The sequence below is a fragment of the Devosia sp. Soil_C_22 genome, from assembly GCF_057657195.1.
The window spans coordinates 3,323,678-3,350,253 of the sequence record NZ_JBDGIY010000001.1 but is presented as its reverse complement, the minus strand read 5'-3'; the positions used below and the strand labels follow the sequence as shown (position 1 = coordinate 3,350,253).

Genomic DNA, 26,576 nt, shown 5'->3' with positions numbered 1-26,576 from the left:
CCCCTTAAGCAATTAGCGGCGAACCGATGAGCCCGTTTCACCAGATTCTGGGCAACAACCTCGTTGCCAACGTCATGAACTACACCGTGTGGTTCGGCGTCACCTTCTGGGTCTATATCGAGACCCAGTCGGTGTTCGCGACGGGCATGATCGCCGGCATCTTCCTCGTGATGACGGCGGCGCTCGGCATCTGGCTGGGCTCGATCGTCGACCACAATTCCAAGAAGCTGGTGATGATGGGCTCGAGCGTGGTCTCGTTCGGGTTCTATGCCGCCGCGATGGTTCTGCTGCTGGTCGCCCCGGCGGACGCTTTCACCAATCCCTATGGGCCGGTGCTGTGGGGCTTCGTGGTCCTCGTGATGTTCGGCGTGATCGCCGGCAACATCCGCTCGATCGCGCTGCCGACGCTGGTGACGATCCTGATCCCCGAGCCGGAGCGCGACAAGGCGAACGGCCTCGTCGGCATGGTGTCGGGCATCGGCTTTCTCACCACCTCGGTGATCTCGGGTTTCCTCGTGGCCTGGGGCGGCATGCATGCGGTGCTCGGGCTGGCGCTGGTGTTCACCGCGCTCGCCTTCTTCCACATGTGGACGATCAAGCTCGACGAAGGCCGGATCGAGCCGCATCCGGACGAGCCGGCGGCGCCCAACAAGATCGATCTCGCCGGCACCATCCGCGTTATCGGCGCGGTGCCGGGGCTGTTCGCGCTCATCATCTTTGCGACCATGAACAATTTCCTCGGCGGCATCTTCATGGCGCTGCTCGATGCCTACGGCCTGTCGCTGGTCTCGGTCGAGGTCTGGGGCCTGCTGTTCGGCGTGCTCTCGACCGCCTTCATCGTTTCGGGCCTGATCATTTCCAAGACCGGGCTGGGCAAGAACCCGCTGAAGACGCTGCTGCTGGTCAACCTCATCACCTGGGGCGTGTGCTGCGTGTTCACCATCCAGCATTCGCTGTGGCTGCTGATCGGGGGCTGCTTCGTGTGGATGTTCCTCGGGCCGTTCGCCGAGGCAGCCGAGCAGACGACGCTGCAGAAGGTGGTGCCGCCCGAGCGGCAGGGACGCGTGTTCGGCTTTGCCCAGTCGGTGGAGCAGTCGGCCTCGCCGTTGACCGCCTTCCTGATCGGGCCACTGACCGAGTTCGTGGTGATCCCGTTCATGACCACCGGGGCCGGCGCCGTGGCGATCGGCAGCTGGTTCGGCACCGGCGCGCCGCGCGGCATCGCGCTGGTCTTCACCATTGCCGGCCTCGTCGGCGTGCTGCTGACCATGGTGGCGTTCAACACCAAATACTACCGCCAGCTCTCGGAGGCCTACGCGAGGGGGCCGGACGATCCCGAGGGTCCGGCGGGCGGGGCGGTGGTTACGGCTTAGCCATGCTTCGATGCCGGCGGCAGGCCTCTCCCCCCTGGGCGGGGGAGACGCGAGACTTACGAGCGTAGCGAGTTAGTCGCAGCAGAGAGGGGGTGCGGTGGCGCACCGTGCCCTCCAAGACCCCCTCTCTTGCGAAAACTAAGGACTTAGCTGTGCTAAGCCCAAGTTTTCGCTTTCTCCCCCGCCAGGGGGGGAGAAGGCAGCCGCATGCATCGCGGGAAGGCTTGCCCGCTCTCCCACCACCACCTAGCGTCACGCCATGGCCGACAAGCTCAGCAGCTACCGCAACAAGCGCGATTTCTCCCGGACATCGGAGCCCGCGGGTGCTGTCGCTGCGCCCGGGGGCACCCGCTTTGTCGTCCACAAGCACTCGGCGACCGCCGATCACTACGATCTGCGGCTCGAGCATAACGGCGTGCTGCTCAGCTGGGCGGTGCCGCGCGGGCCGTCGCTCAACCCGGCCGACAAGCGGCTCGCCGTGCATACCGAGGACCATCCGTTCGAGTATATCGACTTCGAGGACGTGATTCCCGAGGGCGAGTATGGCGGCGGCCCGATGATCGTGTGGGACACCGGTGACTGGGCGCCGATGGAGGATGTCGATACCGGCCTGCGCAAGGGCGGCTTCAAGTTCCGGCTGTGGGGCGAAAAGCTGAAGGGCGGCTGGATGCTGACCCGGCTTAAGGGCCGCCCCGGCGACGAGGGCAAGGACAACTGGCTGCTGATCAAGGAGCATGACAGCGGCGTCGACACCGAGATCGACATCGTCACCGCCCGCCCTGAGAGCGTGAAATCGGGTCTGACGACGGAAGAGCTGCTCGCGGCGTCGAAGCAGGTGGCCAAGCCCAAGCCTACCGCCGTGCTGAAGCCGGCCAAGCTCGCCGGTGCGGTGAAGGCACTTCCACCGGCGCTGGTCGAGCCGCAGCTCGCTACCGCCGCGACCACGCCGCCAGACGACACGCGCGCCGCCAGCTGGCTGCACGAGATCAAGTTCGACGGCTACCGCACCATGGTGCACGTCATCGATGGTGCGGTGAAGATGGTGACGCGCGGCGGCCTGGACTGGACGCGGCGCTATGGCGACCTGCCCAGGGAATTCGCAGAGCTGCCGGTCAAGCAGGCGATCATCGATGGCGAGGTGGTGGCGCTCGACGAGAAGGGCATCTCGCGCTTTGGCGGGCTGCAGGATGCACTGGCCGAAGGGGCCGGCAGCAGCCTCCATTTCTACGCCTTCGACCTCGTCTATCTCGACGGTTACGACCTGCGCGGTGTGGCCCTGAGCCAGCGCAAGGCGCTGCTGGCGCAGCTACTCGGCGGCCATGTCACCGGGCGCTCGGCCATCCAGTATTCCGATCATGTCGAGGGCGACGGGCATGGGCTCTACGAGCAGGCTTCCGAAATGGGGCTCGAGGGCATCGTTTCGAAGCGCACCAACGCCACCTACCAGTCCGGGCGCACCACCACCTGGATGAAGATCAAGGCGCTCAAGTCGGACGATTTCGTCATCGCCGGCTATACCGTCTCAGCCGCCGCCGAGGGGCTCGCCTCGCTGGCGCTGGCCGAGTGGGTGGGCGACGAGCTGCACTATCGCGGCAAGTGCGGCACCGGCTTCGACGCCGCCATGCTGGCGCAATTGCACCGGCGGCTCGAACCGCTGCGCGATCCGACCACGAAACTCGACGGCGCACCCAAGGATATTCTCTGGGTGCAGCCGGTGCTGCGCTGCCACGTGCACTATGCCAACCGCACGTCGGAAAACCTGCTGCGCCACGCCGTGTTCAAGGGCCTGCTCGATGTCGAGCTGACTACCTCGGCGGCGCCGCGGCAGCGGCTGGTCACCGATGCCGATCTCGCGTCGATCTCGATCACCAACCCGACGCGCCGGCTGTTCGGCAAGAGCGGGCCGACCAAGCTCGATATCGCGGTCTACTACGCGGCGGTCGGCGATTTCATGCTGCCGCATCTGTTCAACCGGCCGGTGTCGCTGTTCCGCTGCCCCACCGGCGCGGTGAAGGACTGCTTCTTCCAGCGCCACGCCTTCAAGGGCATGCCGCCCTCGATCAACGTGTTCGAGACGCAGAATTCGGGCGAGGAAGACCGCACCTATCTCACCGTCGAGGACGCCAAGGGCTACCTGGCGCTGGCGCAGTTCGGGGTGATCGAGTTCCACGCCTGGGGCACGCATCTCACCCATCTCGAAAAGCCCGATCGCGTCACCTTCGATCTCGATCCCGGTGAGGGGGTGGAGTGGCGCGAAGTGGTGGAAGCGGCGCTGCACCTGCGCGGCGAGCTCGAGGGCATGGGCGTCGTGCCGTTCGTCAAAACTTCGGGTGGCAAGGGCATCCATCTCGTCGTGCCGATCACCCCGCAAATGGCGTGGAAGCAGGTGCACGACGTCACCGGCGATATCGCCGTGGCGCTGGCGAAGACCGCGCCCGACACCTTCGTCACGGTGATCGGCGCCAGTAACCGCAAGCGGCGGATCCTCATCGATATCCATCGCAACGCGCGTTCGGCGACGGCGGTGTCGGCCTATTCGCTGCGGGCCCGCACCGGCATGCCGGCCTCGACTCCGCTCGACTGGCGCGATCTTGAATCCATCGACGCCCCGGTCGATCTCAACTATTCTACGCTTCCCGGATTGTTAACCACGACCGGCGATCCGTGGGCGGCGATTAACGAGTCCGCTCGTGATCTGCCTGCATTGTCGAAGGCTGGACGTAGTACGCGCGCGTAGGAGGCGAGAGTGGCACCAAGGGCAAGCTGGAAGGGCTATATCAAGCTCAGCCTCGTGAGCTGTCCGGTGAAGATGTTCCCGGCCACCTCGGCTTCGGAGCGCATCACGTTCAACCAGCTCCACAAGGACACGCATAACCGGATCAACATGAAGCCGGTGGATCCCGAACTGGGTCTCGTCGAGCGCTCCGATCTCGTCAAGGGCTACGAGTACGAGGACAAGCAATACGTCATCATCGACGAGAGCGACCTCGACGCGGTGCGGATCGAATCCAGCCACACCATGAATATCGAGGCCTTCGTCGACGAGGACGAGGTCGATGTCATCTACCAGGACGCCCCCTATTATCTCGCCCCCGACGGCGCCATGGCCGAGGAGACCTTCGCCGTGCTGCGCGAGGCGATGCGCCGCTCCGGCAAGCTCGCCATCGCGCGCCTCGTCATGTCGAGCCGCGAGCGCGTGATCACGATTGGCGCGCGCGAGAACGGCATGTTCGTCACCACCCTGCGCAACCCGAACGAAGTGCGCGGCACCTCCGAATATTTTGGCAACATCCCCGACGTGAAGGCCGACGAGGAGATGCTCCAGCTCGCCGAAAAGCTGATCGAGCAGAAGGTCAAGCCCTTCGACCCGAAGGACTACGAAGACCGCTACGAAGTGGCGCTGATGAACATGATCCGCGAGAAGCTCAAGGGCCACAAGCCGATCATCGCCGCCGCCCCGGAGCGCGGCAACGTCATCAACCTCATGGATGCGCTGAAAGCCAGCCTCGGCACCGCCAAGCCCGCCGCCCCGAGCAAGGCCAAGGCGGAACCGGCAGCAGCCAAGCCCGCGGCGAAAAAGCCGACGTTGAAGGAAGCGGTCGAGGCGTCGAAGGCCGTGGCCGGCAAGCCGGCGGCGCGGAAGAAGGCTTAGAGATGCCAATGGTAGGCATGCAGCTCGCCCAATACCCGATGTCATCCCGGCGCAGGCCGGGATCCATCCTGAGGTAGTCGCTGTCATCCCGGATCGTCCAAGCCATCTCAAGATGGGCCCGGCCTGCGCCGGGGTGACCCGGTGGGGATGTGAGAGCCCCGAGCAGTACGAGGCATCTTGCCCACCCACCGGCTGTCATCCCTGCGAAAGCAGGGATCCATTCCGCAGCCCGCGTTGGCGGTGAGTTGGATTCCTGCTTTCGCAGGAATGACACCGGGGTTGTGGTGACCACCGTGTCCACACTCCCCTAGCAAATCACCCCCATCACCCGTAGAATCGCCTGATGCGGAAACCGGACAGCACCATCGGTATCGTGGGAGCGCTCAGCGCCTTCCCGCGACGGCTGGCGGCGCGGGCGCTCTCGACCAAGGGCAGCCGGCTGCGGCGCGGCCTGACGCGCCACACCGGCACGGTCGTGCTCGGCCGCACGCTGCTCGACAAGCTGTCGGATGCCGAGATCGAGGCCAAGGTCGCCGACCTGCGCGCGAGCGATGCCAGGCTGATCAGCGAGAATGGCTTCCTGCGCCTCCTCGGCCTGCTCTCCGCTCCCGAGCAGTCCAATCTCACCCGACAGTCGCTGCTCGATCAATCGAAGCTCGACGCGCGCGCCTTCGACCTGCTCGTCCTGTTCGATGCCTTCGAGCACCACGCCGAGCCATTCTCGTTCCGAGACCTGATCCTCTCCCGCAAGTATGCCGGGCTCCTCGCCGGCGGCGCCACCTGGGGCGCCATCGCGCGCTCAGTGCATCGCTCCGGCCCGGTGCAGTCGCTGACGGCATTGTCGCTGCATCCGGGTGGGCCCAAGCGCATCCACGTGCTGATCGGCGACCAGCCGGCCGAGCTCGATGGCCAGCGCCTCTTGCCGCTCGCGCCGGTCGAGGACGAATCCGAGCAGTATTTCGAGCTGGCCGAGGCGGCCGAAGCCAATGGCCTGTTCGCCGAAGCCGCGGTGCTCTACGGCCATTGCCTTGCCATCGACCCGAACGACTCGATCGCCGCCTATAATCGCGCCAACTGCCTCAAGGCCGCGCAGGACAATTCCGACGCCGCCGCGGCCTATATGATGGCGATCAAGCGCGACCCGGATCTCGTCGAAGCGTGGTTCAACTATGCCGGCCTGTTGCGCGAGGAGGGCAAGATCGCGCTGGCGCGCGAGCACCTCAAGCGCGCCATCGAGATCGACCCCGACTATGCCGACGCGGTCTACAACCTCGCGACGCTGGAATACGACGCCGGCGACCTCGCCGAGGCGCGGCGCTGGTGGGTGCGCTATCTCGAACTCGACCAGGATTCGGACTGGGCCCGTACCGCCGCGCGCGGTATCGCTTACGCCGACACGCAACTGAGGCGATCGGCGGGGTGATGGCGACTGCGGGCGGGGGCGTCCGCACCCCCGAGGTTGCTACTCCCACGGAGTCATTCCCGCGAAAGCGGGAACCTCTGTTTTGGTGCCGTCCTCACGGCCGCAAACGGAGGTCCCCGCTTTTCGCGGGGATGACCCGGTGGGTACAAGTGTCATCGTGCGTGGGGGTGCAAGCATGCCAACCGATTTCCTGTTCGACGGCTCCGAGGATGCGGAGACCACCATCCTCCTCGCCCATGGCGCCGGCGCCCCGATGGATTCGGCTTCGATGAATGCCACCGCCAAGGCGCTGGCTGCCGCCGGTTTCCGCGTCGTGCGCTTCGAGTTCGGCTATATGGCCGGCCGCCGCACCGGCGTGCGCAAGCCGCCGCCGAAGGCCGAGACGGTGATGCCCGAATACGTCGCGGCCATCGACGATCTCGGCCCCACCAACGGGCCGCTGCTGATCGGCGGCAAGTCGATGGGCGGGCGCGTCGCATCGATGATCGCGGATGCCGAGTACGACGCCCGCCGCATCGCCGGCCTCGTCTGTCTCGGCTATCCCTTCCATCCGCCGGGGCGGCCGACGCAGTTGCGCACCAAGCACCTGATCGACCTGAAATGCCCGGCGCTGATCGTGCAGGGCACCCGCGACGAGTTCGGCGTACCCGATGAGGTCGCGACCTACGGCCTGTCGCCGCAGATCGAAATGAAGTGGCTCGAGGACGGCGACCACGACCTCAAGCCGCGCAAGGCGATCTCCGGCTTTTTGACCGCCGATCACCTCAAGACGCTGGCCGACAGCGTGAAGGATTTCGTCTCCCGTATCACGCCGTGAAGATCGCCAGCTTCAACATCAACAACGTCAACCGCCGGCTCGACAACCTGCTGGCCTGGCTGAAGGTCGCCCGGCCCGACGCGGTCTGCCTGCAGGAGCTGAAGGCGCGCGACCTGCAGTTCCCGGTCACGGCACTGGCGAATGCCGGCTATGGCGCGGTGTGGCGCGGCGAAGCGAGCTGGAACGGCGTCGCCATCCTCGCCCGCGGCACCGAGCCGGTGCTGACGGCCGACGAGCTGCCGGGCGATCCGGACGACAGGCAGGCGCGCTATATCGAGGCGGCCGTCAATGGTGTCGTCATCGGCTGTCTCTATGCGCCGAACGGCAATCCGCAGCCGGGGCCGAAATTCGACTACAAGCTCAGCTGGGGCGAGCGGCTGATCGCACATGCCGCCGAGCTCGCCGACAGCGGCCTGCCCATCGTCCTCGCCGGCGACTACAACATCGTGCCCGAGCCGCGCGACATCTACGTCACCACCTCGTACCGCGACAACGCGCTGGTGCAACCGGCCCCGCGCGAGCAGTTCCGGCGCCTCGTGGAGCAGGGCTGGACCGACGCGCTGCGAAAGCTCTACCCGGACGAGACGATCTACACGTTCTGGGACTACATGCGGAATCGCTGGGAGCGCGATGCGGGCCTGAGGCTCGACCATTTCCTGCTGTCGAAAAAGCTGGCGCGCAAACTCAAGGCCGGCGGCGTCGACAAGGCCGTGCGCGGCGAAGACGGGGCTTCGGACCACGCCCCGGTGTGGATCGAGCTGGATGTTTAGGCCCGGGCGCCCCCCTCCCCCTTGAGGGGAGGGGATGGGGGTGGGGGTCCGTCGGCGATCACCGGATCACCCCCACCCTCTGTCCCTCCCCGCAAGGGGGAGGGAGGCGATAGCCTTGCGCCCGGAGACACCGCACCCACCTTTAAGTTGACTACTTACATCATAATTAGTAGCCCACCTGCGTTGTCTCGCAGGAAGGTTCATCCATGGCGCCGCTCAGGCTGTTCACCGGTACGGTTCTCGCCCGCAAGATGGTGACGCCCGGCATGGTGCGGGTCACGCTGAGCGGCGAAGGCCTGAGCACGCTCGAGAGCACCGGCGTCGGCGACGAGTATGTGCGGCTGTTCTTCCCCGATCCTCAAACCGGCGAGCTGGTCCTGCCCGAAGTGAACGAGAAGGGGCAGTGGAAATACCCCGAAGGCAAGAAGCCCGCGCATTGCGAGTGCTACACCATCCGCTATTTCCGCCCCGGCGAGATCGACCTCGATTTCGTCATCCATGACCACGGCCGCGCCAGCGAATGGGCGCAGGCGGCAAAGCCGGGCGACACCATCTCGGTACGCCAGCCCTACGGCATCTACGAGGCCCCCGCCGATACCAACTGGGTGCTGTTCGTGTGCGATGCGACCGGGTTGCCGGCGCTGGGCCGGCTGCTCGAGGGCCTTCCGGCCGGCACCGAGGCACGCGCCATCGTCGAAGTGCCCGATGCGAGCCACGAGCAGCAGTTCGAGACGGCGGCCGATCTCAAGATCGTCTGGCTGCATGGGGCCGGCAACGGCATCGCACCGAGCCGGCTCGAGGAAGTGGTGCGCACCGTCAGCTTCCCGACCAATCGTCAGACCTACGTGTGGGTCGCTGCGGAATCGAAGGGCGTGCGGCCGATCCGCAAGTATCTGCGCCACGAGCTGGGCTGGGGACCGGACAAATACTCGGTCACCGGCTACTGGACCGCCAATGTCGAGGCCTGGAACGCCGGCTGGGAGGCGCTCGATCCCAAGCTTCGTCAGCAGATCGACGACCTGTGGGTCTCCGGCCGCGACCAGGAGGAAGTCGCCGACGAGGTCGAGGCGATGATGGAGAAATACGGGCTCTAGGCCGACTCGCCCAGCATGTCGCCGAGGTCGCGCGACAGGAATTTGCGGAACAGCTGCAACTGCGCGGCGCCGAGCGGGATGGCGCGAACGCCGAGCTTGCCGGCGACGATATCCGGATGCCGCGGGTAGAAGCGGCCGAGCGCAATCAACCCCCGGTCCGCTGCCTGCGCCAGTCGCTCGACGATCTCGTGCGGGAAGGTGCCGTCGATGATCACGCAATCGAATTCCAGCACGGCTCCAGTGTTGAACAGCACTTCGGCCAGCGCCGCGCCGGCGTCGTCGATCCAGGCCGCGACATGCGGTTCCCACTCGGCCCAGGGCCAGTCTGCGGGATTGGTGCCGATCGGCAGGGCGACGCCCGCTGCCTCGAGACGCCGGCCCAGTCCCTCGGCCGAGGCGATGTCGGCGGCGGTGTGGCGCTCGCTGCCATGGCCGTTGACCAGCATGGTGCCGAGATTGGCCGCGTTGCCCGTCGGCCCTTCCCACAGGGCATGCTCGGACGTGATGCCGGCGCCGAGGAAGGTGGAAACGAACAGGTGCACGAGGTTGGGCGGCCGCGGCGGCGGCGACATCACCATCTCGGCAAAGCAGGCCGCATTGCCGTCGTTGAACCAGCTGGTCGGCAGGCCGGTTGCCTGCTCGAGCGCCTGGCGCAGGTCGAGCACGCGCCACAGCGCCGCCTGCTCGGCCGGCGCGCCGGCGCGCACCACCAGCTGGTCGACATGGGTGGGCGAGGCCAGGCCGATGCCGGCCAGCCGGTCCCGCCTGCCGGCGGGGAGCCTGTCGGCCAGGTCGGCAATCGCCGCGGCCGCTTCGGCGACGATCGTGCTGGCATCGGGCCAGGCGAAATCGCGGCGGTAGCGTGCGATCTCCTGGCTGCCCATGTTGATGAGAACGATGTCAATGTGGCGCCACGAAATCTCGCAGCCGATGCCGAAGGCGCCGTCGTAGTCGAGAAACAGCGGCGTCGCCGGCTGGCCGCGGCGGCCGCGCAGCACTTCGCCGCGGGTGACCAGGCCCTCTTCCTCGAGTTCGCTGACAATGGCCGACGCGGTCTGCGGGGCGAGGCCGGTGCGGCGGGAGACTTCGGCGTTGGAAATGCCGGCGTTGAAGGTGATCGCCGTCAGCACCGCGCGGCGATTGGCCGCGCGCAGGCTTGCGTGCTGCACGCCGCGTTCCGCGGGTTCAAAGAAATCCGCCACCAGTTCTGTCCTCGCGCCCCACATGCACCAGACGCGATAACACTCCGTCCCGGGCTGACAGCGGCGGCCCGGGACCGATTCCTGCGTCCGGAGATCATATTTGGGCGATAATACAGTCCCGTCAACCCGTTAGGATGCTACCAGTTGGTCACCGAGCCGTCGCGGCGTTGCAGGTGCGGAGCTTCCCAGAACTTGAAACTCTGTTTGCGGATCAGCTCCTCATTGACCTCGATGCCGAGGCCCGGGGCGTCGCTGACCTTGTAGACGGCGCCTTCCAGCCGCGGCTGGACCGGGAAGAACTCGGTATTGTCGAAGCCGAGCGCTTCGGCCGGGCTGGAGCGGGTCTCGAGCCAGGAGAAATTGGCGACGGCGGCCGAGAAATGCACGGTCGCTGCCGTGCAGATCGGCCCGAGCGGATTGTGCGGCATCAGGTCGACATAATGCGCCTCGGACCAGCCTGCGACCTTCATCGACTCGGTCAGTCCGCCGACATTGCACACGTCGATACGGTTGAACTGATGGATGCCGCGTTCGATGTAGGGCAGGAACTGCCACTTGGATGCAAACTCCTCGCCGATGGCGAAGGGGATGTCGGTGAGTTTGCGCAGCGACTCGTAGGCCTCGGGGGTCTCGTCGCGGATCGGCTCCTCGAGGAAGTCGAGCGTGCCCGACGGCATTTTCTGGCAGAAGCTCGCCGCCTCGGCCACCGACAGGCGGTGGTGATAGTCGATGCCGAGCACCACTTCCTCGCCCAGCTCCTCGCGGGCTTTCACCATCCACGGCGCGGTCCCGGCGATCGAGGCGCGCGGCTCGTAGACATTGCTGCCGCGGTGATCGGCCGGCGACAGCCGCATGGCGTTCCAGCCGGCGGCGATCAGCATCTTGGCCTGTTCGATCATCTCGGGGCCCGGAGGGGCCGAAGTGGTGGCAAAGGTCGGGATCACGTCGCGCTGCTTGCCGCCGAGCAGTTCGTAGACCGGCACGCCCAGCGCCTTGCCCTTGATGTCGTGCAGCGCGATGTCGATGGCCGATTGCGCCGCGAGCAGCACGCGGCCGCCCTCGAAATACTGGCTGCGGTAAAGCTCCTGCCAGATGCGGCCGATCTGGAACGGATCCTTGCCGATGAGGAATTCGCGGAAATGCTCGATTGCGCCGACCACCGCCTTCTCGCGGCCCGACAGCCCGCTCTCGCCCCAGCCGAACACACCGTCGTCGGTCTCGATCTTGACGACCAGCTGGTTACGCGTGCCCACCCAGACGGCATAGGGGATGATGGCGGTGATCTTCACGAAAAACTCTCCCTCGAGGCGGGTTTCTCCCCGCTGATGGGGGAGGGGGCCCTGATTGGCAGGGTGGAGTCAATGCGACGAGGGGCGGAGGGTGGAAGTCGGAGGTCGGAAGTCGAAGGTCGGAAAGCTCAAAGCGTGCCACGGCAGGGCGCTCCGAACTCTCCAAATACGACTTTCGACCTTCGACTTCCGACCTCCGAGATCGGTTCCATCGTAAACCGCCGATGCAACGCTCTTCCCTTTTATGACAGTAGCGGGTAGGGGAATCCGGCGAGTTTTCCGAGGAAGCCGATGCCCAAGACCGATATTGCCCGGCGGGTCTACAACCACACCTGGAAGCTCGATCCGATCGTGCGCTCGCTGCTCGATACGGACTTCTACAAGCTGTTGATGCTGCAGATGATCTGGGGTCTCTACCCCAAGGTCGACGCGACCTTCTCGCTGATCAACCGCAAGACCTCGGTGCGCCTCGCCGACGAGATCGACGAGGGCGAACTGCGGGCCCAGCTCGATCACGTGCGCTCGCTGCGCTTCGGCAAGAAGGAGATGATCTGGCTCGCCGGCAACAGCTTCTATGGCTCCAAGCAGATCTTCTCGCCCGAGTTCCTGCGCTGGCTCGAGGGCTTCCGGCTGCCCGACTACCATCTCGAAAAGCGCGACGGCCAGTATGTGCTGGAGTTCCACGGCCGCTGGCTCGAAACCACCATGTGGGAAATCCCGGCGCTTGCCATCATCAACGAGCTGCGTAGCCGCGCCGCGCTCAAGGGCTATGGTCCGTTCACGCTCGATGTCACCTATGCCCGGGCGAAGGCGAGGATGTGGGAGAAGGTCGAGCGGCTGAAAAAGCTGCCGGAGCTGCGCATCTCCGATTTCGGCACCCGCCGCCGCCACTCGTTCCTGTGGCAGCGCTGGTGCGTCGAGGCGCTGAAGGAGGGGCTGGGCACGCAGGTGTTCACCGGGACCTCCAACGTGCTGCTCGCCATGGACAACGACCTCGAGGCGCTTGGCACCAATGCGCATGAGTTGCCCATGGTGCTGGCCGCCATTGCTCCAAACGAAGATGCGCTCAAATACGCGCCCTACCAGGTGCTGCAGGACTGGGAGAGCTATTATGGCGGGAACCTGCTGATCGTCCTCCCCGACGCCTTCGGCACCGACGCGTTCCTGCGCGATGCGCCCGACTGGGTGGCGGACTGGAAGGGCTTCCGCCCCGACAGCGCCCCGGCCATCGAGGGCGGCGAGAAGATCATCGACTGGTGGAAGGAGCGCGGTCGCGATCCGCGCGAGAAACTGCTGATCTTCTCGGACGGGCTCGACGTCGACATGATCGAGGAAGCCTACCACCATTTCTCCGGTCGGGTGCGCATGGCCTTCGGCTGGGGCACCAACCTCACCAACGACTTTGCCGGCGTCTCGCCATTCCCCAACCCGCAGCTCGATCCGATCTCGCTGGTCTGCAAGGTCAGCGCGGCCAACGGCCATCCGGCGGTAAAACTCTCCGACAACCCGGAGAAGGCCACCGGTGATGCCAAGGAAATCCAGCGCTACATCCGCATCTTCGGCGACAAGGGACGCGTGTCGCACAAGGTTACTGTCTGACTATTCTACGATCCGAGGACTAATGCGTTATTCCGCCTGCATCGAATGGCTGTTCGCCGACGCTAACGGCCTGCCCGGCCTGCCCGGCACCGCCGAGGGTTCCAACCCGGCGACGGTCAAGGCTGCCTTTCCCGATCGCATCCGCGCTGCGAAGGCAGCGGGCCTCGATGCCGTGGAGTTCTGGCACTGGTCGAACAAGGATCTCGATGCGGTCAAGGCGGCGCTCGACGAGACCGGGCTGCCGCTCGCCGGGATCCTGTGCGAGCCCATCGCACCGCTCGGCAATCCCGAGGCGCACCAGTTCTTCCTCGAGGGCGTGAAGGCTTCGGTGGCCGCCGCCCAGCGGCTCGGCGCCAAGGTGATCATCGCGCAGGCCGGCGACCACCAGCAGGGCGTCGCGCGCATTGCTCAGCACGCCGCCATCGTCAAGGTGCTGAAGGAAGCCGCCAAGCTGGTCGAGGGCTCGGGCGTGACGCTCGGGCTCGAGCCGCTGAACGACCGCGTCGATCATCCCGGCTACTATCTCACCTCGACCGAGGAGGGCCTCGACATCATCGATGAAGTCGGCCGTCCCGAAGTGCGGTTGCTCTACGACATCTACCATGCCGCCGTGATGGGCGAGGAGATCGAGCTTCTGAAGGGCCGGCTCGACCGCGTCGTCCACGTCCACCTCGCCGACACCCCCGGCCGCGGCGCCCCCGGCACCGGCCGCCTCGACTATGCCGAGCGCCTGCACTGGCTCTCCGCCCAGGGCTATGACGGCCTGGTCGGGCTCGAGTACAAGCCGGGCGGCGCGACGGTGGAAACGCTGAAGTTCCGCGAGAGCGTGTAGGGGGCAGGACCCCCTCTCTTGCGAAAACTGAGGACTTAGCTGCGCTAAGATCCAAGTTTTCGCTTTCTCCCCCGCCAAGGGGGAGAAGCCTTCCACAGCCGTCGAGTCCTGCAGCAACGCCCCCTCTCCCCCTTGGCGGGGGAGACGCGAGACTTACGAGCGCAGCGAGTTAGTCGCAGCAGAGAGGGGGTTAGTGGAAGCCACCGCCTCCGCACACCCCTCCATCTTCCCCCGCGCGCGCACCTATTCCTCGCGCAACCCGCGCCACGAGATGATGCCGCAACGCCCAGCTCCTCTCACCGCCGGCAGCAGCAGGTTCTGCGCCCCGGCCGTTATCATTGATCGACAGTATCGAACGATCTGTGCCCGAGCGCAGGCTTTTGTCCAACCCGGAGTGACATATATTTGTCGTCGAAACGCGGCGAGGGCGCCGCAGGATTTCGGAGACAATGCCATGCTCACTCAGATCAAAGGACTGCACCACGTCACCTCGATGGCGCGCGATGCCGCCGAGAATAATCGCTTCTTCACCCGGACGCTCGGCCTCCGCCGGGTGAAGCAGACCGTCAACTTCGACGCGCCCGATGTCTATCACCTCTATTATGGTGACGAGGTCGGCACGCCCGGCACGGTGATGACGCATTTCCCGTTCCCGCACATCGCGCGGGGCAAGCCCGGCACCGGCGAGGTTGGCCAGACCGTATTCTCGGTGCCCAAGGGCTCGCTGAGATACTGGGAAGACCGGCTCGCTGCCGACGGTGCCGGCAATCTCGAGCGTTCCGAGAGCTTTGGCCAGAACCGCCTGGGTTTCCGCGCGCCCGAGGGCGACGACATGGCGCTGGTCGAGGTCGATGGCGACGCGCGCCTGCCCTGGACCGGCAACGGCGTCGACGCCGAGAACGCCATCCGCGGCTTCCACTCGGTGTCGCTGCGGCTGCGGGACGGTGGCGCCACCGAGGAGCTGCTCAAGTACATGGGCTACGAGAACTTCGAGAGCCGCGACGGCATCAAGCGGCTGATCCGGCCGGGCGGCAATGGCGCTGACCTCGTCGATATCCAGGCGCTGCCCAGCGTCGGCTTTGCCGGTCTCGGCGCCGGTTCGGTGCACCATGTGGCCTTCGCGGTCGACAACCGCGCGACCCAGCTCGAGGTGCGCAAGGCGCTGCTCGATACGGGCTACCAGGTGACGCCGGTGATCGATCGCGATTACTTCTGGGCCATCTACTTCCGCACCCCCGGTGGCGTGCTGTTCGAGATCGCCACCAATGAGCCCGGCTTCGATCGGGACGAAGACACCGCCCACCTGGGCGAAGCGCTGAAGCTTCCCACCCAGCACGAGCATCTGCGCTCGACGCTGGAGCAGACGCTGCAGCCGCTCGATGAGAAGGAGCCTGCGTAATGGCCGATTACCAGTTCGTCGATTATCCCGGCGCGTCACCCGACGCGCCGGCCTTCTTCCTGTTCCACGGCACCGGCGGCGACGAGCACCAGTTCACCGATCTCGCGGCTGAGCTCCTGCCCGGCGCCCGCCGGATCGGCGTGCGCGGCGACGTGTCGGAAGGCGACGCGCTGCGCTACTTCAAGCGCGTCGGCGAGGGCCGCTACGATATGGCCGATCTCGCCCGCGCGACCACCAAGCTCGCCGGCTTTGTCGGCGCGCAGCGTGGCACGGCCGGCAAGTCGGTCGGGCTGGGTTATTCTAACGGGGCCAACATCCTTGCCTCGGTGCTGTTCACGGCGCCCGAGCAGTTCGACACCGCGGTGCTGATGCATCCGCTGATCCCGTTCACGCCCGACCCGCAGCCGGGCCTGAAAGGCAGGCGCGTGATTATCACCGCCGGCCGCCGCGACCCGATCGCGCCGGTGCATTCGGCCGAGCTGCTGGCGGCTTACCTCAAGGAGCAGGGCGCGGACGTCACCGTGTTCTGGCACGAGGGCGGCCACGAGATCCGGCGCGAGGAACTGCTCGCGGTACGGGACTGGCTGAGCGCGTGAAAACGGGGCCGCCGACAAGGCGGCCTCACGCGCTCAGGCACAGATACTTGATGTCGAGATAGTCCTCGATCCCGTATTTCGACCCCTCGCGCCCGTGCCCGGACTGCTTCACGCCGCCGAAGGGCGCGACCTCAGTGGAGATCAGCCCGGTGTTGATCCCGACCATGCCGTAGTCGAGCGCCTCGGCCACGCGGAACACCCGGCTCAGGTCGCGCGCGTAGAAGTATGACGCCAGCCCGAACTCCGTGGCGTTGGCGAGCCCGACCACCTCCTCCACCGTCTCGAACCGGAACAGCGGCGCCACCGGGCCGAACGTCTCCTCGCGCGCCAGTATCATGTCGGACGTCGCATCGGCGAGTACGGTCGGCTCGAAGAACAGCCCCGTCTTGCGCTTGCCGCCAGTCAGGAGCTTCCCGCCCTTGCGCAGCGCGTCGGTCAGGTGCCGCTCGACCTTTTCGACCGCTTTCTCGTCGATCAGCGGGCCGGTGGTGACGCCTGGCAGAAATCCATCGCCCAAGCGCAGACTTTCGACGGACTTTTTCAGCTTTTCGGCGAATTCTTCATACACGCCGGCCTGCACATAGATGCGGTTGGCGCATACGCAGGTCTGCCCATTATTTCGGTATTTCGACACCATCGCGCCTTCCACCGCCGCATCGAGGTCGGCATCGTCGAACACGATGAACGGCGCGTTGCCGCCGAGCTCGAGCCCCAACCGCTTGATCTGGTCCGCCCCCTGCCGCATCAGGATGCGGCCGACCTCGGTGGAGCCGGTGAAGCTGAGCTTTTTCACCACATCGTTGCTGCAGAACTCCTTGCCGAGATCGGACGAATGCGTCGACGGCAACAGGTTGAACAGCCCGCCGGGGAGCCCGGCGCGCTCGGCCAGCACCGCAATCGCAATGGCCGAGAGCGGCGTCTCGGCCGCGGGCTTGCTCACCACCGCGCAACCGGCGGCGAGCGCCGGCGCCATCTTGCGGGCCAGCATGGCGTTGGGGAAATTCCACGGCGTGATCGTCGCGACAACGCCCACCGGCTGCTTGATGACGATGATGCGCTTGTCTTCCTGGTGGCCGGGAATGGTGTCGCCATAGACGCGCTTCGCCTCCTCGCCGAACCACTCGATATAGCTCGCCCCGTACAGCACCTCGCCCCTGGCCTCGGGCACGGGCTTGCCCTGCTCGGCCGTCATGATGGCGGCGAGGTCGTCGGCATTCTCGACCATCAGGTCATAGAGCTTGCGCAGCACCGCGGCGCGCGCCTTGCCGGTCTTTGCCGCCCACACCGCCTGCGCCGTTTCCGCCGCGGTGATCGCGAGCTTGGCCTCGGCCACCCCGCAATTGGGCAGCACCGCCAGCACTTCGCCGGTCGAGGGGTTGGTGACCTCGAAACTCTCGCCATTCTCTGCCGTCTCGAGCCAGCGCCCGCCGACATAGGCTGCGGCCTTGAGCAGGCTCTTGTCCCGAAGGTGGGCGTTCAGCGCATCGGTTATCGGCATCGGAAATCTCCTTGGGGCAGAAAGCTTTGGGCTCCACCGGGCTACAACGCAAGTGGCCTTGCCGCGCTCCAATTCTTGCGATTGGATGCGCGCCAACAACAAACCTTAGGGGGGCAATCATGGCCGGTATCTACCAGCATCACGAGAAGGAATTCGGCAGCCTGCTGCAGGGCTCGGCCAAGCTCGAAACGCTCTACAGCGATTGTCGCTGGGCGGAGGGGCCGTGCTGGTTCGGCGACGCCAACCAGCTCGTCTGGTCCGACATTCCCAACAACCGCCTGATGCGCTGGACACCCGATGGCGGCGCCTCGGTGTTCCGCCACGGCTCCAACTACATCAACGGCAATACCCGCGACCGCGAGGGCCGGCTGGTCAGTTGCTCGCATGGCGGCCGCAACGTGGTGCGCACCGAGCTCGACGGCACCATCACCGTGCTCGCCGACAGCTATCGCGGCAAGAAGCTCAATGCGCCCAACGACCTGGTGGTGAAGTCGGACGGCACGATCTGGTTCACCGATCCCGGCTACGGCATCCTGTCGGACTACGAGGGCTACAAGGGCGAGTTCGAGCAGGAAGGCTGCTACGTCTTCTGCCTCGATCCGGCGACCGGTGAGCTCAAGGTGGTGGTCGACGATTTCGTCCGCCCCAACGGCATCGCCTTCTCGGCCGACGAGTCGATCCTCTATGTCGCCGATAGTGGCTACAGCCACGGCACCGAGTTCCCGCGCCACATCCGCGCCTTCGACGTCAACGCCGACAACACGGTGAGCAAGGGTCGCGTGTTCTGTGAGACCGATACCGGCCTGCCCGACGGCTTCCGCCTCGATGACCGCGGCAATGTCTGGACCTCAGCCGGCGACGGCGTCCACTGCTTCAATTCGTCAGGCGTGCTGCTCGGCAAGATCCTGACGCCGGACACGGTGGCCAATGTCGAGTTCGGCGGCGCAAGGCGTAACCGGCTGTTCATCTGCGCCACGCAGAGCCTGCACAGCATTTACCTGGCGGTGAACGGCGCGCGGCGGCCTTAAGGGTCGCTCGCCTCGCTACTATCTGATACTATCTATTGGTATCGGAGGTGCAGCATGGCCAAAGCAACATCGATCGTACTGGGTGACCAGTTGAACGACTTCGTTGACTCACAGGTGGCAAAAGGCCGTTATGGCTCGAGTAGCGAGGTCGTCCGCGCTGGCTTGCGGCTGCTTGAAGAACACGAGGCAAAGCTGGAAGCGTTGCGCCAGGCCTTGATCGAAGGCGAACGCAGCGGTGAGCCGAAGCCATTCGACTTCGACGCGTTCATTGCGCGCAAGAAGGCATGCTGATGCGATATCGGCTCAGCCCCGCCGCTGAAGCCGACCTGGAGAATATCTGGGACTTCACGGCACAACAGTGGAGTCCCGATCAGGCGGAGAGCTACATCCGCGCCATTGAAGAACGCCTTCTCGGCGTCGCTCACGGGCGGATACCAGCGCGCTCAGCTGATGCTGTCCGAATGGGCTACCTGAAGTGTGCAGCCGGTTCGCACATGATCTACTTCCGCCGCGAAGGCGATGAGATCCTGGTGATCCGCATCCTGCATCAGGCGATGGACGTCGAGGGCCAGCTCGGCGGCTAACCCCGCCGCCGCGGCACCAGCCGCGTTACGTTGCTGCCGAGTGCCTGCCGGATCACCGCGCGGGGCGGCACGCTGGTGCTGCGCACCGTGTCGGCGAACCAGTCGTCCTCGACGAAGGCGATGCTGTTGGAGCCGAGGTCGTAGCGGATCGCCAGCGCCTGGCCGGTGGTCGAGCGCATACCGGTGACGGACGAGAGTCTAGCGTGGGCACGGAGTTGGGCCATTCGAGCCTCCACGGGCTTGGCGCGGCCCGGGCCGGCCGCAGGGATTTGTTAACCATAACCTGCTGAGGCCGTGTGACGGCTGGGCCGCACAATTGTGACAGCCCAACCGTTTGAGGTGCATGGGATTTTCGCGACGCACCGAAGCCGGGCAGCGATGCCGGCTCGAATCAGCCGGCGACGGACACGACCGTGAGCACGTGCTTGTGCCCGGTGCGATCCTCCCAGGTGATCGACTGGCCGACATCGAGCCCGATCAGCGCCGTGCCGATCGGGGTCAGCACCGATATCTTGCCCTCGGCAATATCGGCATCGGCTGGATAGACCAGCGTCACCGTGCGCTCGAGGCCGCTATCGGCCCGATAGGTCACGGTCGAGCCCATGCGTACGACGCTGGACGAGAGCTTCGGCGCGGGCACGACACGGGCCCGCTCGATCTCGTACAGCAGGTCCTCGGCGGCGTCGGTGCCGGCATGCGCCAGCCCGATGAGCTTGCGGTGATCCTCCTCGGTGAGGACGATCCGGGGCCTGAGGTCGTAGCGACGAAGCGACGACATGATGAATTCCTTTCGAATGCGAGCCGTCGGCGGGCCTCATGGGCCGCGACGGCTCGGGACTGTGTTTGATGTGGCGCCGGGTGATCGACACGCGCGGGCTTGCCGCGCTGGGTCGGGATTACCCCAGACCCGGCGGCGCCTCAGGCGCGGGTCATGGGGAGATCAGCCTGCGACCGGATATTCCCGGCGCGGGGCGAAACCAACGATGATGGTCGCGATACTGATCATGATCGCCAATATGGGCACATGGCCGGCAAAGTCAAATTCATGCGGTCGGCAGCGATGTGAAGCCCTGCGGTATCGGCCCGTCATAGGGGCCGGGCCGCACGTCGGTAACGGCCGCGGCCGGCGGGCCGGCATTGAGCTCCATGAGGATATGCTGGATTTCGTGCTCGTCGCCGGCGAACACCGCCTCCACCGTGCCGTCGCGCCGGTTCCGCACCCAGCCGTCGAGCCCGAGAGCCTCGGCCTCTCCAACCACGAATGCGCGGAACCCCACGCCTTGAACGCGCCCACTGATGACAACGTGGACGCTTCGCCGCATCAGAAGGTGGCCCCGATCTGCCAGGGCACGAACTCGTTGTCGCCGTAGCCGAGCAGCTCGGACTTGGTCTTCTTGCCCGAGGACACCGCGAGGATCTCCTCGAAGATCTCCTGGCCCTTCTGTTCGAGCGAGCCGCCCTCGATGACCTCGCCGCCATTGATGTCCATGTCGTCGATCATCTTGTGGTAGATGTCCGAGTTGGTGGCGATCTTGATCGACGGGGTCGGCTTGCAGCCATAGGCCGAGCCGCGCCCGGTGGTGAAGCACAGGACGTTCGCCCCGCCGGCGACCTGGCCGGTGGCCGAAACCGGATCGTAGCCGGGCGTGTCCATGAACACGAATCCCTTCTCGGTCACTGGATCGGCATAATTATAAACCGCATTGAGCGGGCTCGTCCCGCCCTTTGCCGCCGCCCCCAGAGATTTTTCGAGAATAGTCGTGAGTCCGCCAAGCTTGTTGCCGGGCGAAGGGTTGTTGTTCATTTCCATGTTGTTGCGCTCGGCATAATCTTCCCACCAGTGGATGATATCGATGAGCTTCTCGCCGACTTCACGGTTCTTCGCACGCCGCGTGAGCAGATGCTCCGCGCCATAGATCTCGGGCGTTTCGGACAGGATCGCCGTGCCGCCGTGGCGGACGAGGATATCGGCCGCGACGCCGAGCGCCGGGTTGGCGGTGATGCCCGAATAGCCGTCCGAACCGCCGCACTGCAGCGCCAGCATCAGCTCGCTCGCTGGAGCGGTCTCGCGCTTCGACTTGTTGACGATGGGCAGCATGGCCTTCACCGCCTCGACGCCCGCCTCGACGGTCTTCTTGGTGCCGCCCACTTCCTGGATGGTCATGGTCCGGAACGTCTCGTTCTCGGTGACGCCATAGGCTTCCTTGAGGCGCGGGATCTGGAAACCCTCGCAGCCGAGCCCGACCATGATCACGCCGCCCATGTTGGGGTTGGTGGCATAACCCCAGGTGGTCTTTTTCAGCGTGTCGAAGATCACGCCGCGATAGTCGATCACGCAGCCATTGGCCTGCTTGAGCGCCACCACGCCATCGATATTGGGATAGTCGTCGAGAATGCCCGAGCGCTCGATCTCGCGCACGATGAAGCCGGCGACCGTGGTCGAGCAGTTCACCGAGGTCAGCACACCGACATAGTTGCGCGTGCCCACCTGCCCGTTGGAGCGCTTGAACCCTTCGAACGTCGCCTGGTCGGCGCCGGTGTAGAAATCGACCGGCTGCACGCCCTCCGAGAAGGCGTAGTCGCGCTCGAACGCGCCATGATCCTCGCCGATGGTGACGTTGTGCTCATGCACCCAGTCGCCCGGCACGATGCGGTCCTTGGCAAAGCCGATGATCTGGCCGAACTTGACGATCGGCTCGTTGGCCTCCACCACCCGCACGGTGAACTTGTGGCCCTTGGGCACGCGCCGGACGGTCGTGACGCCCTGCTGGGTTTCGGTGCCGACGTCGAGGTTGGTGAGCGCCACCGCGACATTGTCATTGGGGTTGAGTAGAAGCGTCTTGGCCGCGGGGCGGGACATCACGTCGGACATTGGAGAAATCTTCGTTCCTGGGGGCAGCAATGAGCCGGATTGGGGATCGTGTGGCCAGTCGTAGCGCGGTCTGGCGCCGCGTCAACTGCAAGCGCACGCGATTGAATTGCTCCGGCACTCCAACTAACATGTTAGCATGAAGCCCGACGCAAGTCCCTACTCATTTCTGTCTACCCCCACGGCGCCGACGCGCGGCAACGTCACGGTGTTCGTCACCGATACGCTGCGCCAGGCCATTGTCGGGCTCGACCTCGCGCCGGGGGAGATAATCGACAAGGGCGCACTCTGCGAACGGCTGGGCGTGTCGCGCTTCCCGGTCTCGGAGGCGTTGGCGCGGCTGCAGGCCGAGGGCCTCGTCGACATCCTGCCGCAGCGCGGCTCGACCGTGTCGCTGGTCCGCATCGCCGATGTGCTCGAGTATATGCTGATCCGCAAGGCGCTCGAGGCCGAGGCGGTGCGTGTCGTCACCGGCAGCCACTCCGACGAGCTGATCGACACGCTGCAGCGCAACATGAGCTACCAGCGTGCCGCGGTGCAGATCGACGACCGCAAGGGCTTTCACGAGCGCGACCTCGAGTTCCACGACATCATCTTCGGCGACATGCGCTTCACCCGGGTGAAGGCAGTGATCGAGAATACCCGCGCCAATCTCGACCGCGCCCGCCGGCTGATCCTGACGCCGCGCCGGCTGAGCGTCACCCTCAGCGAGCACCAGAAGATACTCGACGGGCTGAGCGCCGGCGATGCGGCTGCCGCCTCGGGCGCCATGCGCGTCCATATCGACTCGGTGATCACCGAACTCATCGAGTTCGCGCTCGCCCACCCCGAACTCTTCGCCGACGGAACCCAGCTCCGCGACGACCCGACCTACGCCGCGTTTCCATTCGGATAGGTGCGGAAGAAGGTAGGAGTTAGAAATTAGAAGTTAGAACGGCTGCGCCGCGCTGCTTCTGCCAGCCCCTTGCCTTCCTTCTACCTTCTAATTTCTACCTTCTACTGTCTATTTCTGGAGGACCCATCATCATGCTCAAAAACATCCCCCCCATCCTGAGCCCCGATCTACTGCACATCCTGCGCTCCATGGGGCACGGGGACGAGATCGCCATCGTCGATGCCAACTATCCGGCCGACAGCGCCGGCCCGCAGCTGGTGCGGCTCGATGGCGTCAGCGCCACCGACGTGCTCGACGCCGTTCTGACCCTAATGCCGCTCGACACCTTCGTCGACGACCAGGCCTTCGGCATGGAAGTGGTCGGCGATCCCAAAAAGCGCGAGCAGACGCACAAGGAGTTCGACAAGCTGGTCAAGAAGCACGAGCCCGGCATGAAGCTCAGCATGCTCGAGCGCTTCGCCTTCTACGAGCGCGTGCACGGCGCCTACGCCGTGGTGCAGACCGGCGAGCGCCGGCTCTATGGCAACGTGCTGCTGAAAAAGGGCGTGGTCCGCCCCGAATAGGCCGAAGGAACGGCTCCTTCGAGCGTGAGTTCTTCACCGGGTCATCCCCGCGAAAGCGGGGACCTCTGTTTTGCCTCACGCACCGAAACGGAGATTCCCGCTTTCGCGGCAATGACACCGAGTTCCAATTGCCCCACCAGTAGTAGTCCAAAAACTGTCCCGAATAGGCCAAAAACCGCCCATTCCGAACCGTTTCGACCTAAGTTGGCCTCGACGGGGCCTTGCCCGCTGGCTTAGGTGCGGCCCAAACTTGAGGAGTCATCCATGAAGCTTCTGCGCGTTGGCGCCAAGGGCGCTGAAAAGCCCGCCATCCTGCACACCGACGGCACCTATCGCGACCTGAGCAGCGTCGTGCCCGACATCACCGGCGCCACCATCGGGGCCGAAGGCCTGAGCAAGATCAAGGCCGCCGACCATGGCAGCCTGCCCGTGCTCGACAAGGGCTCGCGCATCGGCCCCTGTGTCGGCAATGTCGGCAAGTTCATGTGCATCGGCCTCAACTACGCCGACCACGCCGCCGAGACCGGCGCCGCGATCCCAAGCGAGCCGATCCTGTTCATGAAGGCGACCAGCGCCATCATCGGGCCGAACGACGATGTCGAGCTGCCCAAGAACACGCTGAAGCCCGACTGGGAAGTCGAGCTCGGCGTCATCATCGGCAAGACCGCCAAATATATCGAGGAGAAGGACGCCCTCGACTACGTCGCCGGCTACTGCGTCGTGAACGACCTCAGCGAGCGCCATTTCCAGACCGAGCGGGGCGGCCAGTGGACCAAGGGCAAGTCGGCCGACACCTTCGGCCCGATCGGCCCCTGGCTCGTCACCAAGGACGAAGTCGCCGACCCGCAGAACCTGAAGATGTGGCTCGAAGTGGACGGCCACCGCTACCAGGACGGCTCGACCAAGACGATGATCTTCGGCGTCGCCCATCTGGTGGCCTATCTCAGCCAGTTCATGAGCCTGCAGCCGGGCGACGTGATCACCACCGGCACCCCGCCGGGCGTCGGCATGGGCATCAAGCCGAACCCCGTCTGGCTGAAGCCGAACCAGACCATGCGCCTGGGTATCGAAGGCCTCGGCGAGCAGCAGCAGCGCACCTACGCCTACAAGGGCTGAGGCTGACTGCCATCGAATGAAAAAGGGCGTCGTCCAGAAGGACGGCGCCCTTGTCGTTCAGCGGTAGCGGCCGCAAGAACCGCCCTACGGCCTCCGGGCCACGAAATCGATCTCGACCAGCGCCCCGACGGCCAGCGCCGTCACCCCCACCGTCGTCCGCGCCGGCAGCTTTCCCGCTTCGAAGAAGCTCGGCCACAGCGCGTTGAGCGCAGCATAGTCGCGCTGGAACGCGGTGAGATAGATGCGCGCCATGGTGACGTGCTCGAGCCCGAGCCCGATGCCGCCGAGCACGATCTTCAGGTTCTCGATCACCCGCCGTGTCTGCGCCTCCACGCCCTCGGGCAGCGGCGCATCGGGAGCGGCGGGATCGGTCGGCATCTGCCCGGTAACGAACACCCAGCCATCCGCCTCGACGGCATGGCTGAACGGCGCCACCGGCTGCGGCCCGGCGGCGATCATGTGGTGGATGGGCAGTGGCATAAGATAACTCCGGTTGCGGCCCCGAGTCGGGACGGCGCATACTAGCGCCCGTTCACACGGAGTTCATTGATCCTCCGTCAAATAGCCACACAGGGCGCGCTTGAGAGTGGCCCTCTCGCCCGTTCCCGGTGCAGCGCGCCGGCCAAGGAAATCGCCGCCCATATGCTGGATCTGTTCCACAACATCGCTCTGTGGCTCGAGCTGTTCCTCGAAGCCATTTCCGACAATTTCTGGCTGAGCTTCTGGTTCGTCTTCGCCATCGCCATCGGCGAGGCGGTGTTCATCCTGGGCCTGTTCGTCCCCTCCACCCCCGTACTGCTATTGGCCGGCGGCCTGATGGCGCAGGGCAAGCTGCCGTTCTGGGAAATCTACCTCGGCGCCGTCGCCGGCGCGGTGGTGGGTGACGCGATTTCCTACACCGTGGGCTACTGGCTCAAGGACCGGATCAAGACGGTCTGGCCGTTCCGCAACTATCTCGGGCTCATCGAGCGCGGCGAGGCCTTCTTTGCCAGGCATGGTGGGAAATCGGTGTTCTTCGGCCGGTTCATCCCGGGCGTGAAGGCGGTCGTTCCCGGCGTCGCGGGCATCTACCAGATGGACTACCGCAAGTTCTCGATCATCAACATTACCTCCGCCTTCGCCTGGGCCGCGGCGCATATCCTGCCCGGCCTGCTGCTCTCGGCCTGGCTCAAGTCGATCGGCCTCAGCCTCGAACTGGTGATCATCGTCGGCGCGCTGGTGCTGCTCGGCCTGTTCCTGCTCATCCACTACTGGAAGCAGATCCTGCTGGCGGCGGCGCCGTTCCTGGGCAGTTTCGGCCGTTCGCTGCAGGCGCGCTGGAGCAAGCCCGAAGCCGGGCACTGATCGTCACAAGGTGACTTGCCACTGGCGCGCCGCGGGTCGAAACTCGGCTCATGCGACGCGATGGGGCGATGCAGTTCTGGCGGTGGACGCGCCTGTTTCTCGGCGCGCTGCTCATCGTCTTGGCCCAGCCTTCTCTCGCCGGCGAGGCCGAGGACAAGGCTGCGCTCGATGGCCTCTTCGCCCGCCTGCGCCTCGCCCCGGACGCCGGCACCGCGCAGCAGATCGGCGCACAGATATGGGATGTGTGGACCAAGCCCTCCGACCCCGAGCTCGCCCGTCGCATCGGCGAAGTGCTCTTCACCCGCAACCTGGGCGACGTCGGCAGCACCATCCTCTTGCTGAACAAGCTTGTCGCCGACTATCCAGATTACGCCGAGGCCTGGAACCAGCGCGCCACCATGTATTACGTGCTCGGTGATTTCGAACGCTCGATCGCGGATTGCGCCAGGGTGCTCGAGCTCGAGCCGCGCCATTTCGGCGCCCTATCGGGCCGGGCGCTGATCTATCTGCAACTTGGCCAGCGCGACCGGGCGCTGCGCGATATGGCCGCGGCCCTTGCCATCCACCCCTTCCTCAGCGAGCGGCAGCTCTTTCCCGAACTCGGGGAGCCTACGACCCAGATCTGACCCGCGC

The 26,576-nt window shown here is 65.5% G+C and carries 27 protein-coding genes; 19 read left to right on the top strand and 8 right to left on the bottom strand.

Going from position 1 to position 26,576, the window contains the following annotated elements:
• Nucleotides 1-26: 26 nt before the first annotated feature.
• The 7 genes from AC3A6I_RS16210 to AC3A6I_RS16180 all read left to right on the top strand — a co-directional run bounded on the left by AC3A6I_RS16210 (nucleotide 27) and on the right by AC3A6I_RS16180 (nucleotide 9,129).
• Complete coding sequence (locus AC3A6I_RS16210) at nucleotides 27-1,373, top strand: MFS transporter (protein WP_487544788.1); 1,347 nt, start codon at nucleotides 27-29, stop codon at nucleotides 1,371-1,373.
• Nucleotides 1,374-1,632: 259 nt separating this feature from the next.
• The gene (gene ligD, locus AC3A6I_RS16205) at nucleotides 1,633-4,110 is read left to right on the top strand and encodes a DNA ligase D (protein WP_487544787.1); all 2,478 of its coding nucleotides are present in this window, start codon (nucleotides 1,633-1,635) and stop codon (nucleotides 4,108-4,110) included.
• A gap of 9 nt (nucleotides 4,111-4,119) precedes the next feature.
• Nucleotides 4,120-5,025: a non-homologous end joining protein Ku gene (ku, locus tag AC3A6I_RS16200; protein ID WP_487544786.1), complete on the top strand. Its 906-nt coding sequence runs from the start codon at nucleotides 4,120-4,122 to the stop codon at nucleotides 5,023-5,025.
• Nucleotides 5,026-5,368: 343 nt separating this feature from the next.
• A complete protein-coding gene (locus AC3A6I_RS16195) occupies nucleotides 5,369-6,448 on the top strand; it encodes a tetratricopeptide repeat protein (protein WP_487544785.1) in 1,080 nt (359 codons plus the stop codon).
• A 175-nt stretch (nucleotides 6,449-6,623) separates the two neighbouring features.
• Nucleotides 6,624-7,265: an alpha/beta hydrolase family protein gene (locus AC3A6I_RS16190; RefSeq protein ID WP_487544784.1), complete on the top strand. Its 642-nt coding sequence runs from the start codon at nucleotides 6,624-6,626 to the stop codon at nucleotides 7,263-7,265.
• Nucleotides 7,262-8,035: an exodeoxyribonuclease III gene (gene xth, locus AC3A6I_RS16185; protein ID WP_487544783.1), complete on the top strand. Its 774-nt coding sequence runs from the start codon at nucleotides 7,262-7,264 to the stop codon at nucleotides 8,033-8,035. The genes AC3A6I_RS16190 and xth overlap by 4 nt, the downstream gene beginning before the upstream one ends.
• 206 nt (nucleotides 8,036-8,241) lie before the next feature.
• Complete coding sequence (locus tag AC3A6I_RS16180; protein ID WP_487544782.1) at nucleotides 8,242-9,129, top strand: siderophore-interacting protein; 888 nt, start codon at nucleotides 8,242-8,244, stop codon at nucleotides 9,127-9,129.
• On the opposite strand, the gene AC3A6I_RS16175 is transcribed toward AC3A6I_RS16180, so the two are convergent.
• Both AC3A6I_RS16175 and AC3A6I_RS16170 read right to left on the bottom strand, forming a co-directional pair.
• Nucleotides 9,126-10,331: an ROK family transcriptional regulator gene (locus tag AC3A6I_RS16175; protein ID WP_487544781.1), complete on the bottom strand. Its 1,206-nt coding sequence runs from the start codon at nucleotides 10,329-10,331 to the stop codon at nucleotides 9,126-9,128. The genes AC3A6I_RS16180 and AC3A6I_RS16175 overlap by 4 nt on opposite strands.
• Nucleotides 10,332-10,468: 137 nt before the next feature.
• Nucleotides 10,469-11,620: a mandelate racemase/muconate lactonizing enzyme family protein gene (locus AC3A6I_RS16170; RefSeq protein ID WP_487544780.1), complete on the bottom strand. Its 1,152-nt coding sequence runs from the start codon at nucleotides 11,618-11,620 to the stop codon at nucleotides 10,469-10,471.
• A 291-nt stretch (nucleotides 11,621-11,911) separates the two neighbouring features.
• Here AC3A6I_RS16170 and pncB point away from each other — a divergent pair, with 291 nt between their 5' ends.
• The 4 genes from pncB (at nucleotide 11,912) to AC3A6I_RS16150 (ending at nucleotide 16,046) form a co-directional block, all read left to right on the top strand.
• Nucleotides 11,912-13,219, top strand: a complete 1,308-nt coding sequence (gene pncB, locus AC3A6I_RS16165) for a nicotinate phosphoribosyltransferase (RefSeq protein WP_487544779.1) — start codon at nucleotides 11,912-11,914, stop codon at nucleotides 13,217-13,219.
• 22 nt (nucleotides 13,220-13,241) lie between these two features.
• Nucleotides 13,242-14,051 (top strand): hydroxypyruvate isomerase family protein, encoded by an 810-nt coding sequence (locus AC3A6I_RS16160; RefSeq protein WP_487544778.1) that lies wholly within the window; start codon nucleotides 13,242-13,244, stop codon nucleotides 14,049-14,051.
• Between the two features lie 454 nt (nucleotides 14,052-14,505).
• Entirely contained in the window at nucleotides 14,506-15,450 is a 945-nt protein-coding gene (locus tag AC3A6I_RS16155) for a VOC family protein (RefSeq protein ID WP_487544777.1), read from the top strand.
• On the top strand, nucleotides 15,450-16,046 hold the full coding sequence (locus AC3A6I_RS16150; protein ID WP_487544776.1) for an alpha/beta hydrolase: 597 nt from the start codon (nucleotides 15,450-15,452) through the stop codon (nucleotides 16,044-16,046). Before AC3A6I_RS16155 ends, AC3A6I_RS16150 begins: the two co-directional genes overlap by 1 nt.
• 25 nt (nucleotides 16,047-16,071) lie before the next feature.
• Here AC3A6I_RS16150 and AC3A6I_RS16145 read toward each other — a convergent pair whose 3' ends face one another.
• Entirely contained in the window at nucleotides 16,072-17,544 is a 1,473-nt protein-coding gene (locus tag AC3A6I_RS16145; protein WP_487544775.1) for an NAD-dependent succinate-semialdehyde dehydrogenase, read from the bottom strand.
• A 119-nt stretch (nucleotides 17,545-17,663) separates the two neighbouring features.
• On the opposite strand from AC3A6I_RS16145, the gene AC3A6I_RS16140 reads away from it, so the two are divergent.
• From AC3A6I_RS16140 to AC3A6I_RS16130, 3 genes are read left to right on the top strand one after another with little or no spacing between them, the layout of a single operon-like run.
• Nucleotides 17,664-18,572, top strand: a complete 909-nt coding sequence (locus AC3A6I_RS16140; protein WP_487544774.1) for an SMP-30/gluconolactonase/LRE family protein — start codon at nucleotides 17,664-17,666, stop codon at nucleotides 18,570-18,572.
• A gap of 54 nt (nucleotides 18,573-18,626) precedes the next feature.
• Nucleotides 18,627-18,863 (top strand): type II toxin-antitoxin system ParD family antitoxin, encoded by a 237-nt coding sequence (locus AC3A6I_RS16135; protein ID WP_487544772.1) that lies wholly within the window; start codon nucleotides 18,627-18,629, stop codon nucleotides 18,861-18,863.
• Complete coding sequence (locus AC3A6I_RS16130; RefSeq protein ID WP_487544771.1) at nucleotides 18,863-19,156, top strand: type II toxin-antitoxin system RelE/ParE family toxin; 294 nt, start codon at nucleotides 18,863-18,865, stop codon at nucleotides 19,154-19,156. The genes AC3A6I_RS16135 and AC3A6I_RS16130 overlap by 1 nt, the downstream gene beginning before the upstream one ends.
• On the opposite strand, the gene AC3A6I_RS16125 is transcribed toward AC3A6I_RS16130, so the two are convergent.
• From AC3A6I_RS16125 to AC3A6I_RS16110, 4 genes are all read right to left on the bottom strand, one after another.
• Nucleotides 19,153-19,380: a hypothetical protein gene (locus AC3A6I_RS16125; RefSeq protein ID WP_487544770.1), complete on the bottom strand. Its 228-nt coding sequence runs from the start codon at nucleotides 19,378-19,380 to the stop codon at nucleotides 19,153-19,155. The two genes, AC3A6I_RS16130 and AC3A6I_RS16125, sit on opposite strands and share 4 nt — an antisense overlap.
• 167 nt (nucleotides 19,381-19,547) lie before the next feature.
• A complete protein-coding gene (gene rnk / locus AC3A6I_RS16120; RefSeq protein ID WP_487544769.1) occupies nucleotides 19,548-19,934 on the bottom strand; it encodes a nucleoside diphosphate kinase regulator in 387 nt (128 codons plus the stop codon).
• Between the two features lie 265 nt (nucleotides 19,935-20,199).
• On the bottom strand, nucleotides 20,200-20,478 hold the full coding sequence (locus AC3A6I_RS16115; protein ID WP_487544768.1) for an acylphosphatase: 279 nt from the start codon (nucleotides 20,476-20,478) through the stop codon (nucleotides 20,200-20,202).
• A complete protein-coding gene (locus AC3A6I_RS16110) occupies nucleotides 20,478-22,028 on the bottom strand; it encodes a UxaA family hydrolase (RefSeq protein WP_487544767.1) in 1,551 nt (516 codons plus the stop codon). The genes AC3A6I_RS16115 and AC3A6I_RS16110 overlap by 1 nt, the downstream gene beginning before the upstream one ends.
• 136 nt (nucleotides 22,029-22,164) lie before the next feature.
• Between AC3A6I_RS16110 and AC3A6I_RS16105 the strand changes: the two genes are divergently transcribed.
• From AC3A6I_RS16105 to AC3A6I_RS16095, 3 genes are all read left to right on the top strand, one after another.
• Nucleotides 22,165-22,920 carry a GntR family transcriptional regulator gene (locus AC3A6I_RS16105; protein WP_487544766.1) on the top strand — a complete coding sequence of 252 codons (756 nt, stop codon included), beginning with the start codon at nucleotides 22,165-22,167 and terminating at the stop codon, nucleotides 22,918-22,920.
• 131 nt (nucleotides 22,921-23,051) lie between these two features.
• Nucleotides 23,052-23,483 (top strand): RbsD/FucU family protein, encoded by a 432-nt coding sequence (locus tag AC3A6I_RS16100; protein WP_487544765.1) that lies wholly within the window; start codon nucleotides 23,052-23,054, stop codon nucleotides 23,481-23,483.
• 264 nt (nucleotides 23,484-23,747) lie between these two features.
• Nucleotides 23,748-24,599 (top strand): fumarylacetoacetate hydrolase family protein, encoded by an 852-nt coding sequence (locus tag AC3A6I_RS16095; RefSeq protein WP_487544764.1) that lies wholly within the window; start codon nucleotides 23,748-23,750, stop codon nucleotides 24,597-24,599.
• Between the two features lie 84 nt (nucleotides 24,600-24,683).
• Here AC3A6I_RS16095 and AC3A6I_RS16090 read toward each other — a convergent pair whose 3' ends face one another.
• Entirely contained in the window at nucleotides 24,684-25,058 is a 375-nt protein-coding gene (locus AC3A6I_RS16090) for a RidA family protein (protein WP_487545050.1), read from the bottom strand.
• A gap of 183 nt (nucleotides 25,059-25,241) precedes the next feature.
• On the opposite strand from AC3A6I_RS16090, the gene AC3A6I_RS16085 reads away from it, so the two are divergent.
• Together AC3A6I_RS16085 and AC3A6I_RS16080 are read left to right on the top strand one after the other, a co-directional pair.
• The gene (locus AC3A6I_RS16085; protein ID WP_487544763.1) at nucleotides 25,242-25,943 is read left to right on the top strand and encodes a DedA family protein; all 702 of its coding nucleotides are present in this window, start codon (nucleotides 25,242-25,244) and stop codon (nucleotides 25,941-25,943) included.
• Between the two features lie 68 nt (nucleotides 25,944-26,011).
• On the top strand, nucleotides 26,012-26,569 hold the full coding sequence (locus AC3A6I_RS16080; protein WP_487544762.1) for a tetratricopeptide repeat protein: 558 nt from the start codon (nucleotides 26,012-26,014) through the stop codon (nucleotides 26,567-26,569).
• Nucleotides 26,570-26,576 lie beyond the last annotated feature (7 nt).